The sequence below is a fragment of the Kitasatospora nipponensis genome (assembly GCF_039528135.1).
GTDB lineage: Bacteria > Actinomycetota > Actinomycetes > Streptomycetales > Streptomycetaceae > Kitasatospora > Kitasatospora nipponensis.
Map to the genome: position 1 here is coordinate 16,358 of NZ_BAAALF010000098.1, position 12,852 is coordinate 29,209.

A 12,852-nucleotide genomic window follows, 5' to 3' on the forward strand; every position below is an offset into this window, starting at 1 on the left:
CGCCGGGGCCCACGTCATCCCGCCGGACGACAAAGGCCGCCCGTGCGGCCCACTCCCGGCGGACGGCGCAGCCGCTAGGTTCGAGCGGTGCCCACTGCTCCCCCCGTCATCAGAACGGACTCCCTGACCAAGCGCTATCCCGCGGTCACCGCTCTCGACCAGCTCACCATCGAGGTGCAGCCGGGAGTGGTGGGCCTGGTGGGAGCCAACGGAGCGGGCAAGTCCACCCTCATCAAGATCCTGCTCGGGCTGGCCCCGGCCACCTCCGGCGGCGGCGAGGTGCTCGGACTGGACATCGCCACCGAGGGCTCCGCGATCCGCGAGCGGGTCGGTTACATGCCCGAGCACGACTGCCTGCCACCGGACGTGTCGGCCACCGAGTTCGTGGTCCACATGGCGCGGATGGCCGGACTGCCGGCCTCGGCCGCCCGCGAGCGCACCGCCGACACGCTGCGCCACGTCGGCCTGTACGAGGAGCGCTACCGCCCGATGGGCGGCTACTCGACCGGCATGAAGCAGCGCGTGAAGCTCGCCCAGGCGCTCGTCCACGACCCGCGCCTGGTCCTGCTGGACGAGCCGACCAACGGCCTCGACCCGGCCGGCCGGGACGAGATGCTCGGGCTGATCCGCCGCGTGCACAGTGACTTCGGCATCTCGGTGCTGGTCACCACCCACCTGCTCGGCGAGCTGGAGCGCACCTGCGACCACCTGGTGGTGATCGACGGCGGCAAGCTGCTGCGCTCCTCCTCGACCGCCTCCTTCACCGAGGCCACCCAGCTGCTGGCCGTCGAGGTGACGGACCGTCCGGACGACGAGCGGCCCGCCGACGCGGAAGGCTCCACCGGCGCACCCGGCCCCGGCCACCTCGACCCGGACCGGGCGGTCCGCGAGCGGCTGACCGCCGCCGGCCTGCGGGTCGCCTCCGAGGGCTCGCACGTGCTGCTGGTGGAGATCGCCGGCGACGACACCTACGACACCATCCGCGACACCGTCGCCGCGCTCGGCCTCGGCCTGGTGCGCCTCGAGCAGCGCCGCCACCGGGTCGCCGAGATCTTCACCCAGGAGGAGGCGGCCGATGAGTACGTCAGCTGAGACCGGGGCCGCGCGGCCCGACGGGGTCATCCACGACATCGGCTACCGCGGTTACCAGGGCCCCCGGCTGGGCCGTGGCTACGCGACCCGCTCGCTCTACACCCAGAGCCTGCGCGCCGCGTTCGGCCTGGGCCGCTCGGCCAAGTCCAAGGTGCTGCCGATGCTGGTGCTGGCGGGGATCGTGCTGCCGGCCGCGCTCATGGTGGCGATGGCCATCCAGCAGCAGGGCACCGAACTGCCCACCGACTACCCGCAGTACCTCAACCGCATCGGCCTGCTCATGGCGGAGATCTTCGTGGCCGCGCAGGCCCCGGTGCTGCTCTCGCGGGACCTGCGGTTCTCGCTGGTGCCGCTCTACTTCTCCCGTCCGATCACCCGCGGCGACTACGTGCGGGCCAAGGGCGCGGCGATGGTGACCGCCCTGTCGGTCGTCATGGCGCTGCCGCTGCTGGTGCTCTACGCCGGGGCGCTGCTGGCCGGGTTCGACTTCGCCCACAACACCGGGCACCTGGCGATCGGCCTGCTCGCCGCCGTCCTGCAGGCCGTGGTGCTGTCCGCGATCGGCCTGCTGATCGCCGCCGCCACGCCCCGGCGCGGGTTCGGCGTGGCGGCGATCATGGCGGTGCTGGTGGTCACCTCGGGGGTCTCCACCGTGCTGGCCGGCCTGCACGACGGCCTGGACAGCGCGAGCTGGTCCTACCTGCTGGCGCCCAGCCGGGCGGTCCAGTACTTCGTCAACGAGGTCTGCGGCCTGGTCAGCTCGGACCGCTTCTCGGAGATCATCGGCACGCCGGGAACGCTCGGCACGGTGGCCTTCGGCCTGGAGATCGTCGCCCTGCCGGCCGCCGCCTACGTGCTGCTGCTGCGCCGCTACCGGAAGATCTGAGGGGTCGTCATGGCCGTCATCACCATCGACGGGGTCTCCCGCTGGTTCGGCAACGTGGTCGCCGTCAACGACGTCTCGATGTCGATCGGCCCGGGGATCACCGGTCTGCTCGGTCCCAACGGGGCCGGCAAGTCCACCCTGATCCACCTGATGGGCGGCTTCCTGTCGCCCTCCGCCGGCACAGTCACCCTCGACGGTGCGCCGATCTGGCGCAACCAGCAGGTCTACCGGCAGATCGGCCTGGTCCCCGAGCGGGAGGCCATGTACGACTTCCTGACCGGCTGGGAGTTCGTGCTCGCCAACGCCGAGCTGCACGGTCTGCCCGACCCGGGCGCGGCCGCCTCCCGGGCGCTGGCGCTGGTGGAGATGGACCACGCCCAGGAGCGCCGCACCGGGACCTACTCCAAGGGCATGAAGCAGCGGGTCAAGATGGCCTCCGCGCTGGTCCACGACCCGGCCGTGCTGCTGCTGGACGAGCCGTTCAACGGGATGGACCCGCGCCAGCGCCTGCAGCTGATGGAGCTGCTGCGCCGCTTCGGCGCCGAGGGGCGCACCGTGCTCTTCTCCTCGCACATCCTGGAGGAGGTGGAGCAGCTGGCCCGGCACATCGAGGTGGTGGTGGCCGGCCGGCACGCGGCCTCCGGGGACTTCCGCCGGATCCGCCGGCTGATGACCAACCGGCCGCACCGCTACCTGGTCCGCTCCAGCGACGACCGCCGGCTCGCCGCCGCGCTGATCGCGGACGCCAGCACCGCCGGGATCGAGCTGGACCACAAGGAGCGCGCCCTGCGGATCCAGGCGGTCGACTTCGCGGGCTTCACCACCCTGCTGCCCCGGGTCGCCCGGGAGGCCGGGATCCGGCTGTACACCGTCTCCCCGGCCGACGAGTCGCTGGAGAGCGTCTTCTCCTACCTCGTCAACTCCTGAGCCACCGGCTCTCCCGCACCATGCTCGTCGAACTCGAAAGGCTGACACCGTGAACCTGACCGTGGCCCGGCTGACCGTACGCGGTCTGCTCGGCGGCCGGCGGGGCCTGCTGCTGCTGGTCGTGCCGGCCCTGCTGCTGGTGATCTCCGTGGTCGCGCGCGGCTCGAGCGGCGACAGCGACCATGTCGGCATCGTGCTGGGCACCCTGGGGCTCGGCACGTTGGTCCCGCTGCTGGGCCTGGTGGTGGGCACCGGGGCGATCGGCGCCGAGATCGACGACGGCTCGATCGTCTACCTGCTGGCCAAGCCGCTGCCCCGCTGGAAGATCATCACCAGCAAGCTGGTGGTGGCGGTGCTCGCCAGCTGGCTCTTCGCCGCCGTGCCGACCCTGCTGGCCGGCCTGGTGCTGGCGGGCACCCGCGACGGTCTGGCCCTGGGCTACACGGTGGGCACCCTGGTGGCCTGCACCGCGTACAGCGCGCTCTTCCTGCTGCTGGGCGTGGTCACCCGCAACGCCGTGGTGGTGGGCCTGGCCTACGCGCTGGTCTGGGAGAGCCTGATCGGCAACTTCGTCAAGGGCGCCAGGACGCTGAGCATCCAGCAGTGGGGTCTGTCGGTGGCCCGGTCGATCGCCGCCGACGGGGCGGTCACCGCGGACGTGGCCCTCGGCGTGGCCGTCCCGCTGCTGCTGGTGGTCACGGTCGCGGCCACCGTGCTGGCCTCGGTCAAGCTGGCCGGCCTGACCCTCGCCTCGGACGACTAGGCCCTCCGGGTCCGGCCCCCGCGGGCGACCGGCCCCGACCGCCGGCTACAGCGTGCGGTTGCGGCCGGCGCCCCAGCCGGCGAGGGCCGCGGCGCCCGCCAGGAGCAGCAGCAGGACCAGCACCGGCGTCCAGCTGCCGGTGAGCTGGTGCAGGGCGCCGCCGCCGACCGGGCCCAGTGCCGCGATCAGGTAGCCGACCGCCTGGCTCATCGAGCCGAGCCGGGCCGCACCCGCCGCGCTGTCGGTGCGCAGCACGATGAAGGCGATCGCCAGGCCCAGCGAGCCGCCCTGGGCCACCCCGAGGACCGCCGCCGCGACCCAGGCGCCGGAGACCGGGGCGAGCAGCAGGCCGCTGACGCCGACCGCGTTCAGCGCGGCCATCAGCACCGCCAGCGCGCGCTGGTTGGTCATCCGGCCGGCCAGCAGCGGCACCAGGAAGGCGCCGACCACCTGGACCAGGTTGCTGAAGGCGAAGACCAGGCCGGCCTCGTCGCGGCTCATCCCGTGGTCGGCCAGGATCGTCGGCAGCCAGGCGACCAGGGTGTAGACCATCAGCGAGGAGATGCCCATGAAGAGGCTGATCTGCCAGGCCAGCGGCGTGCGCCACAGCCCGGGGATCGACGGGCCGGCGGCCGGCACGAGGGGCGCGAGCGACGCGGTCCGCGGCTGCGGCAGGACCGCCGCCCGCGCCTGACGGCCGCGCAGCACCTGCGGCAGCCAGGCCACCGCCGCGACCAGCGCGAGCAGCGACCAGGCGCTCAGCGAGGCCCGCCACCCGCCGCCCAGCACGTGCTCCAGCGGGACCGAGGTCCCGGCCGCCAGCGTGGCGCCGACCAGCATGGTGGTCGAGTAGACCCCGGTCATCGCCGCCGCCCGCTGCGGGAACTCGCGCTTCACCAGCCCGGGCATCGAGACGTTGAGCACCGCGATGGCCACCCCGATCACCACGCAGCCCGCGTACAGCGCCGCCACCGACGGCAGCACCCGCACCAGCACCCCGGCGCCCAGCACCAGCACCGCGCCGAGCACCACCCGCTCGGTGCCGAAGCGCCGGGTCAGCCGCGGGGTCAGCGGCGCCCCGACGCCCTGGAAGAGCACCGGCACGGTGGTGATCAGCCCGCTGGCGGTGGCCGAGAGCCCGAAGGTCCGCTGGATCTCGCCGACCATCGGGGAGATGGCGGCCAGGCAGGCCCGCATGTTCAGGGCGACCAGCAGGATCCCGGTCAGCAGCAGGACCGGGTGGGCCAGTCTGGTGCGGACGGGGGCGAGCGGCGTCCGCAGCGGCTGCTGGGCACGGGTCAGGGACATGGTGGTGGTGCGCTTTCTCAAGGGGGAGGCAGGGGAGGCGGGGCGCACCCGTCGCGGACGGGGCGCGGACGACCGCGTCCGTTACTTGCGGGCGGCGAACTCGGCGAGCAGCTGCTCGACCGCCGCGGTCGGCTCGGCCAGCAGGGCGCGACACGCGGCCTCGGCCCGCTCGGGGTCGCCGCTCTCGATGGCGTCGACCAGCGCCGCGTGGGTGGCCACGACCACCTCGGGCATCTCGTGGTCGCCGAAGGCGGCCCGCATCGACTCGCGCACCGAGGCCCCGAAGTAGCGGTAGACCTCGGTCAGGGCCGGGTTGTGCGCGGCCTCCACGACCGCGGTGTGGAACTCCAGGTCGTGCTCGACGGTGGCCTCACGGCCGGTCCGCTCGGGGTGTGCGGCGATCACCGCCGCCTCCCGCTCCAGCGCGTCGCGCATCCGGCGCAGGTCCTCGGGGGTGTGCCGGACGGCGGCCAGCCGGGCGGCCTCGGCCTCCAGCGCCGCTCGGACCTCCAGCACGTCCCGCACGTCCGAGCGCTGCACGCCGCGCAGGACCGCGGCGGGGTCGCTGGTGCTGCGCACGAAGGTGCCCTCGCCCTGCCGGGTGACCAGCATCCCGGCGTGCACCAGGACCCGGATCGCCTCGCGGACGGTGTTGCGGCCCACCTGGAGCCGCTCGGCGAGCTCGTGCTCGGTGGGGATCCGCTCGCCGACCGCCCAGCGGCCTTCGGCGAGCTGCCCGCGGAGCTGTTCGATGGCGGCGTCCACCAGCGAGAGCCGTCCGGCGGCCCGCAGGCTCCCGCCCCCACTGCCGCTCGCGCTGGCGTTTGCGCTGGTCACCTGCCACCTCCGTCCCTTGCACCGGTCGCCGCGCGGACCTGCTCCGCGCCACTTGCCCGGTCATCCTACAACTACAGGGGGACTGGGTGGCAGCTTGGGGGAAGCTGCAAGTGGAGGCCCGCCCAGTGACTTCGCAATGATGCCTTTATATGCTCCGCTGAAAGCTCTACGTGTCTGAACGAGATGACAGCGGGTCCGCTAGGGCATCGCGGCACATCCCGGGGGCGCCGAGCGTTGCCACTGCGCGTGCTCACAACTGCGCGTGGCTGTTTCTGCCGCCGGTGAAGGGTGTACGAATGTCAGGCCAGTGGGCGGGAGCGTCCGATCACGACGCCGGGTTGTGGCGTCCGGAGGATGCCCCGCTGGATGCGGCCCCGCGTGAGGGCGGCCGCCGCGCCGCCCGGCTGGCCTCGTCCGCTCCCACCGCCGAGCAGTCGCCCACCGTTCCCGGGCAGACGCGCAGCGGTGGGCGCGCGGAGGCCCGGCGGGCCGCCCAGGGGCGCGGCGGGCGTGGCGGCAACGGCGGCGGGCCCGGCGGCCCGGGTGGCCCCGGCGGTCCGGCCGGCGGCCACGGCCGCAAGAAGGTCGCCCCCAAGAAGTCCAACAAGAAGAAGATCATCGCCTGGACGGCCGCCTCGGCGGTCATCCTGGTGGCCGCTGGTGCGGGTGCGGTCTACTACGAGCTCGACGGCAACATCAACAGCTTCGACCGGGCCGGCATCTCCACCGACCGGCCGGCCGCGGCCGCGGCCGACGCCAACGGCAACAAGCCGGTCAACGTCCTGTTGATCGGGTCGGACTCGCGCGGCGACGGCAACAGCGACCTCGGCGGTGGCGGCGACGGCGGTGCCCGCTCGGACACCACGATCCTGCTGCACGTCTACGCCGACCACAAGCACGCGGTGGGCGTCTCCTTCCCCCGGGACTCCCTGGTCCAGATCCCGCCGTGCCTGGTGAACGGCAAATGGACCAAGGTCCAGGCGAGTGCGATGTTCAACTCGGCCTTCTCGATGGGAAATACCGACAAGGGCAATCCCGCCTGCACACAGAACACGGTGGAGAAGCTCACCGGGATGCGGGTGGACCACACCCTGGTGGTGGACTTCAACGGATTCTCGTCGATGACCAAAGCCATCGGCGGTATCCAGGTCTGCATGCCCAACGCGGTCTACGAGGGCGACCTCAACCCCAACCTGGGCCACAAGGGGAACCAGATCTTCTCCAAGGGCCTGCAGACCGTCTCCGGCCAGCAGGCGCTGAACTACGTGCGACTGCGGCACGGTGTCGGTGACGGCTCCGACATCGGGCGCATGCAGCGCCAGCAGGCGTTCCTCTCCGCGATGATCAAGAAGGTCAAGGGCGAGGGGATGGACCCCACCACGCTGCTGCCGCTGGCGGACGCCGCCACCAAGTCGCTGACCGTGGACCCCGACCTGGCCTCGGCCGACAAGCTGCTGAGCTTCGCGCTGTCGATGAAGAACATCGACCTGAAGAACATCCAGTTCATCACCACGCCCTGGCGCTTCAACAAGGAGCGGGTGGACCTGGTGCACCCGGCCATCGACAACCTGTGGGCCGCCCTGAAGGCCGACCACACGCTGGACGGCCAGGACGCCAGCGGCCAGCAGGCGGACGCCCCCTCGGACAGTCCCGCCCCCGCCCAGCCGAGTTCCCCGCCGCCCGCGCCGGTCGCGGCCGGCGACGTGAACGGCGCCGGCGCGCGGGTGATGGTCTACAACGGCACCACCACCAAGGGCCTGACCACCCCGGCCGCGGTCAAGCTCAAGGAGGCCCGGTTCACCGTCTCGGGCACCGCCAACGCGGCCTCGCAGAACCACGACACCACGGTGATCGAGTACGGCGCGGCGGACCTGAAGTCGGCCCAGCTGCTGGCCCAGGTCTTCCCGGGGGCCACCTTGGAGAAGAGCGCCACGGCCGGCCTGAGCATCACGCTGGGCAAGGACTACGCGGCGGCCAACGGCGGGGCGGCGGCCCCGGCGGCCGGCACGACCGGCGCCGGCGCGTCGGCTCCCGCCGCCCCGGCCCCGCTGCCCTCCAGCATCACCAACGGCGGCCGCACGGCCGACGACGACCCGTGCAGCAACGTGTCGTACAACGGCTGACCGCGGCGCCGCCCGCACGGCACGGAACGGGCCCGCCCCCACCACGCGGTGGGGGCGGGCCCGTTCGGTCGTGCGGGGCGCCAGGGGGGCGGCCGGTGAAGCGGGTTGACGGCCGGTCAGCCGTAGAGGCGCTCCAGCACCAGAGCGACGCCGTCGTCGGCGTTGCTCTCGGTGACCTCGTCGGCCACCTCCAGCAGCTCCTGGTGGGCGTTGGCCATCGCCACCCCGTGCGCGGCCCAGTGGAACATCGGCACGTCGTTGGGCATGTCGCCGAAGGCGAGCGTGTCCGGGGCCTTGAGGCCCAGCCGGCGGGCCGCCACCGCCAGCCCGGTGGCCTTGGAGAGCCCCAGCGGCAGCAGTTCGAGGATGGACTCGCCGGCCACCGTGACGCCGACCAGGTCGCCGGCCACCCGCCGGGCGGCCGCGGCGAGTTCGTCCTCGGTCAGCTCGGGGTGCTGGATGTAGAGCTTGCTGATCGGCTCGGTGAACAGGTCGCCGGCGCCGTCCACCCGGACCACCGGCAGGTCGGAGAGCAGCCGGTAGTCGGCCATCGCCAGGACGGCGCCCTCCAGCCCGTCCCGGCCGGCGGCGACGCTGAGCGGGCCGACCTCGGCCTCGATCTTGGCCAGCGCCACCGCAGCCAGCCGCCGGTCCAGCGTCATCGAGGTGAGCAGCCGGTGCGCGCCCGCGTCGTAGACCTGGGCGCCCTGGCCGCAGACCGCCAGGCCGGTGTAGCCGATCTCGTCGAAGACCGGCCGGGCCCAGGCGGCCGAGCGGCCGGTGACGACGATGTGCACGGCCCCGGCCGCCGTGGCCGTGGCCAGGGCGGCGCGGGTGCGCGCGGAGACGGTCTCCACGGGCGTCAGCAGGGTGCCGTCCAGGTCGGTGGCGACCAGCCGGAACGGCAGCCCGGCGGTCACGTGACCGGGTCCAGCGTGGTCCGGCCGCCGAAGTAGGGGCGCAGCGCCTGCGGCAGGACCACCGAGCCGTCGGCCTGCTGGTGGTTCTCCAGGATCGCCACGATGGTCCGCGGCACGGCCACCAGGGTGCCGTTGAGGGTGGCCAGCGGGCGGACCCTGCCCTCCTCGCGCATCCGGATGGAGAGCCGGCGGGACTGGTACTCGGTGGTGTTCGAGGTCGAGGTGACCTCGCGGTACTTGCCCTGGGTCGGGATCCAGGCCTCGATGTCGAACTTGCGGGCGGCCGAGGAGCCGAGGTCGCCCGAGGCCACGTCGATCACCCGGTAGGGCAGCTCCAGCGCGTTGAGGAAGTCCTTCTCCCACTGCAGCAGGCGGCGGTGCTCGGCCTCGGCCTCCTCGGGGGAGGTGTAGACGAACATCTCGACCTTCTCGAACTGGTGCACCCGGATGATGCCGCGGGTGTCCTTGCCGTAGGTGCCGGCCTCACGGCGGAAGCAGGACGAGTAGCCGGCGTAGCGCAGCGGCAGCTTCTCGGCCTCGATGATCTCGTCCATGTGGTACGCCGCCAGCGGGACCTCGCTGGTGCCGACCAGGTAGCGCTCCTCCTCTTCGAGGAAGTAGACGTTCTCGGCGGCCTGGCCCAGGAACCCGGTGCCGTCCATGGCCGCGGGGCGGACCAGGGCCGGGGTGATCATCGGGATGAAGCCGGCCGCAGTCGCCTGGGCGATCGCCATGTTGACCAGCGCCAGCTCCAGCAGCGCGCCGGGGCCGGTCAGGTAGTAGGACCGCGAGCCGGCCACCTTGGCGCCGCGCTCGGTGTCGATGGCCCCGAGGATCTGGCCCAGCTCGACGTGGTCGCGGGGCTCGAAGCCCTCGGCGGCGAAGTCGCGCGGGGTGCCGATCTCCTCCAGGGTGACGAAGTCCTCCTCGCCACCGACCGGGGCGGCCGGGTCGATGAGGTTGGCCAGCGAGCGGACCAGCCGCTCGGCCTCCTCCTTGGCCTGGCCCTGCTCGGCGTCGGCGGCCTTGACGTCGGCGGCCAGCGTGCCGGCCCGGGCCAGCAGCGCGGCCTTCTCCTCGCCCTGGGCCTTGGGGATCTGCTTGCCGAGCAGCTTCTGCTCGTTGCGCAGTTCGTCGAAGCGACTGCCCGAGGACCGGCGGCGCTCGTCGGCGGCGAGGAGGGCGTCGACGAGCTCGACGTCCTCGCCACGGGCGCGCTGCGAGGCGCGCACTCGGTCAGGGTCCTCACGAAGCAGGCGAAGGTCAATCACGGGCCCACCTTACCGGGGCGGGGGTCCGCCACAGGTACGGGTTTCCCACCGTGGGCCCGGGCTGGGGATAACCGGGGAAAACCTGTGGATAACTTGCTGGGGACGATCTTCGGGGGACTTCTGTCCACAGGCCCGGGTGGGGGGCTGTGGATGAGTGCGAAGACGGGAAACTCGGAGAACTTTATAAGGTATTCGAGGTTTCAAACCTCTATCCAGCTGCTCGGCTGAAGGAATTCCTCCACTCGGACAGGTGATTCCATGGCATAGGGGTGACTCTGGTGCGATTAGTCCGATCTGGCGTGCTTGTAGATGATCCGATCGGACATGGGAGTGGCTATGCCGTTTTGTCGACTCGTCCCCAGGCCTGTGGATAACCTGCTCTTCGACGGCTTGTGGATGAACACCCGGGCTGCTCAGCGGCCTGTGGATGACGGTGCGTGCCGGAGCGGCTGCGCGGCGACCGGCCGGTATCACCCGCGTGGGCGCGTCATGAACGACCGGGAAACGAGCGGCCGGCCGCCGTTCGGCGGGGGGAGGGGACGACGACCGGCGGGGCGGGTCAGTCCTCGCTGCGCCCGTCGAGGCAGCGCGCCAGCCAGTCCGCGGCCCGGACGAAGTCCTCGTCCGAGGTGCCCGGCTGGCGGGCCGACCGGGCACGCCGGTCGGCGCGCGGATAGGAACCGAGGAATCGGATCTGCGGGCAGATCCGGCGCAGTCCCATCAGCGTCTCGGAGACCCGGCGCTCGGCCAGGTGCCCCTCGCAGTCGATCGAGAAGCAGTAGTTCCCCAGGCCCTGACCGGTGGGCCGGGATTCGATCCGCATCAGGTTCACGCCGCGCACCGCGAATTCCTGCAGCAGTTCCAGCAGGGCACCGGGGTGGTTGTCGCCCAGCCAGACCACCATCGAGGTCTTGTCCGCGCCGGTCGGCGAGGAGACCCGGCCCGGGCGGCCCACCAGCACGAAGCGGGTGGTCGCGTTCTCGGCGTCGTGGATGTCGGTGACCAGCGGCTCCAGCCCGTAGAGCGGCGCCGCGAACTCGCCCGCGAAGGCGCCGTCCATCACGCCCTCCTGGACCAGCCGCGCACCCTCCGCGTTGGACGAGGCGGCCTCCCACTGCGCGTGCGGCAGGTGGGTGCCCAGCCAGCGGCGGACCTGCGGGTGGCCCACCGGGTGGCTGGTGACGGTCTTCACGTCGGCCAGCGTGGTGCCGGGCCGCACCAGCAGCGCGAAGGTGATCGGCAGCAGTACCTCGCGGTAGACCATCAGCGGGGCGCCGGTGGCCAGCTCGTCGGTGGTGGTGGTGACCGCGCCCTCCACCGAGTTCTCGATCGGCACGAAGGCGCCGGCGGCCTCGCCCAGGCGCACCGCGTCGAGGGCGGCCTGCACCGAGGCGAGCGGCACCAGCTCCCGGGTCGCCGCCTCGGGCAGGGTGTGCAGAGCAGCCTCCGTGAAGGTGCCCGCGGGCCCGAGGTAGGTGTAGCGGGTGGCCGACATTTCGTGCCTCCGTGCAGCGTCACGTACCGGATACCAGACCTGCCACCATAGCCACTCCCGGCCCGGCCCGGGCCCGGAGTCCAGGGCTTGGTCGGCCGCGGGCGGCCCGCGGGCGGGCCCGGGTCGGCTGTGGCGGGCGGCTCAGCCCTCCAGCAGGGCCTGTCCCACGTACCCGCCGCGGGCCCCGGCCTCGGCCGTGACCCCGGGCGGGACCGCGTACAGCCCGCTGGCCTCGTGCCGCAGGAAGCGCGAGAGCCCGTCGGCGCGGGCCAGTGCGCGCTGCACCGGCACGAAGCCGCGGGCCGGGTCGGCCTGGAAGGCCAGGAAGAGCAGCCCCGCGTCCGGTGCGCCGTCCGGCCGCACGCCGTCCGCGTAACTGAAGCCGCGGCGCAGCATGGCCGCGCCCGCGTTGGCCGCCGGCGCGGCCACCCGGATGTGCGCGTCGGCGGGGATCGCCAGGGTGCCGTCCGGGTTCTGCCGGGTCAGGTCCACCGCGGTGCCCTCGACGCCGCCGGAGAGCGGGGCGCCGTCCGACTTGCGCCGGCCGATCACCCGTTCCTGGCGGTCGGTGGGCAGGTTCTCCCAGTTGTCCAGCAGCATCCGGATCCGGCGCAGCACCAGGTAGCTGCCGCCCGACAGCCAGTCGGGACCGGTGGCCAGGATCCGGGCGGCGAAGTCCGGGTCGGTGGGCCTGGGGTTGTTGGTGCCGTCGACCTGGCCCATCAGGTTGCGTCCGGTGCGCGGCCCGGCGGTGGCGCCCGGGGTCCGCGCGAAGCCGGTCATCTGCCAGCGGACGGTGGCGGTGCCGAGGGCCTGCCGCTGCAGCACCCGCAGGGCGTGGAAGACCACCAGGGCGTCGTCGGCGCCGATCTGCACCAGCAGGTCGCCCTCGCTGCGGGAGGGGTCGATGGCGTCCTCGGGGAAGGCCGGCAGCGCGACGAGCGCGGGCGGGCGCCGGGCGGCGAGATCGGCGCGCTCGAAGAGGGTGGCGCCGAAGCCGAAGGTGACGGTGAGCGAGCTGGGACCGGCGTCCAGCGCGATCTGGTTCTCGCCCGCCCTCGACCAGCGCTGGAGCAGCGCCCGCAGTTCGGCCCGCCCGGCGCCGGGCACCAGGTCGAAGGCGACCAGCTGCACCCGGGCCTGCTGCGGCTGCAGGATGCCGGCCTGCTGCGGCCCGTGGAAGTCGATCCGGGCCGTGCCCAGCGCAGGCGGGCCCGCCGCGGCGCCGGG

11 protein-coding genes are annotated in these 12,852 nt (G+C 73.0%); 5 read left to right on the top strand and 6 right to left on the bottom strand.

Annotated features, from left to right (window positions below; translation table 11 throughout):
• Positions 1-87: 87 nt before the first annotated feature.
• The 4 genes from ABD323_RS24385 to ABD323_RS24400 are packed head-to-tail and all read left to right on the top strand — an operon-like array spanning position 88 to position 3,668.
• On the top strand, positions 88-1,092 hold the full coding sequence (locus ABD323_RS24385) for an ABC transporter ATP-binding protein (protein WP_344444064.1): 1,005 nt from the start codon (positions 88-90) through the stop codon (positions 1,090-1,092).
• On the top strand, positions 1,076-1,978 hold the full coding sequence (locus ABD323_RS24390; protein ID WP_344444065.1) for an ABC transporter permease: 903 nt from the start codon (positions 1,076-1,078) through the stop codon (positions 1,976-1,978). Before ABD323_RS24385 ends, ABD323_RS24390 begins: the two co-directional genes overlap by 17 nt.
• 9 nt (positions 1,979-1,987) lie before the next feature.
• Positions 1,988-2,905: an ABC transporter ATP-binding protein gene (locus tag ABD323_RS24395; RefSeq protein ID WP_344444066.1), complete on the top strand. Its 918-nt coding sequence runs from the start codon at positions 1,988-1,990 to the stop codon at positions 2,903-2,905.
• Positions 2,906-2,954: 49 nt separating this feature from the next.
• Positions 2,955-3,668, top strand: a complete 714-nt coding sequence (locus tag ABD323_RS24400) for an ABC transporter permease (protein ID WP_344444067.1) — start codon at positions 2,955-2,957, stop codon at positions 3,666-3,668.
• Between the two features lie 45 nt (positions 3,669-3,713).
• Here ABD323_RS24400 and ABD323_RS24405 read toward each other — a convergent pair whose 3' ends face one another.
• Together ABD323_RS24405 and ABD323_RS24410 are read right to left on the bottom strand one after the other, a co-directional pair.
• Positions 3,714-4,976, bottom strand: a complete 1,263-nt coding sequence (locus ABD323_RS24405) for a CynX/NimT family MFS transporter (protein WP_344444068.1) — start codon at positions 4,974-4,976, stop codon at positions 3,714-3,716.
• Positions 4,977-5,057: 81 nt separating this feature from the next.
• On the bottom strand, positions 5,058-5,813 hold the full coding sequence (locus ABD323_RS24410; RefSeq protein ID WP_344444069.1) for a FadR/GntR family transcriptional regulator: 756 nt from the start codon (positions 5,811-5,813) through the stop codon (positions 5,058-5,060).
• A gap of 296 nt (positions 5,814-6,109) precedes the next feature.
• Here ABD323_RS24410 and ABD323_RS24415 point away from each other — a divergent pair, with 296 nt between their 5' ends.
• Entirely contained in the window at positions 6,110-7,936 is a 1,827-nt protein-coding gene (locus ABD323_RS24415; RefSeq protein WP_344444070.1) for an LCP family protein, read from the top strand.
• A 116-nt stretch (positions 7,937-8,052) separates the two neighbouring features.
• Here ABD323_RS24415 and ABD323_RS24420 read toward each other — a convergent pair whose 3' ends face one another.
• From ABD323_RS24420 to ABD323_RS24435, 4 genes are all read right to left on the bottom strand, one after another.
• Entirely contained in the window at positions 8,053-8,856 is an 804-nt protein-coding gene (locus ABD323_RS24420) for an HAD family hydrolase (protein WP_344444071.1), read from the bottom strand.
• Complete coding sequence (serS, locus tag ABD323_RS24425; RefSeq protein ID WP_344444072.1) at positions 8,853-10,127, bottom strand: serine--tRNA ligase; 1,275 nt, start codon at positions 10,125-10,127, stop codon at positions 8,853-8,855. Before serS ends, ABD323_RS24420 begins: the two co-directional genes overlap by 4 nt.
• 559 nt (positions 10,128-10,686) lie before the next feature.
• Positions 10,687-11,622, bottom strand: a complete 936-nt coding sequence (pheA, locus tag ABD323_RS24430) for a prephenate dehydratase (protein WP_344444073.1) — start codon at positions 11,620-11,622, stop codon at positions 10,687-10,689.
• A gap of 141 nt (positions 11,623-11,763) precedes the next feature.
• Positions 11,764-12,852 (bottom strand): Dyp-type peroxidase (locus tag ABD323_RS24435; RefSeq protein ID WP_344444074.1); only part of this gene is annotated, 1,089 nt, incomplete at its 5' end.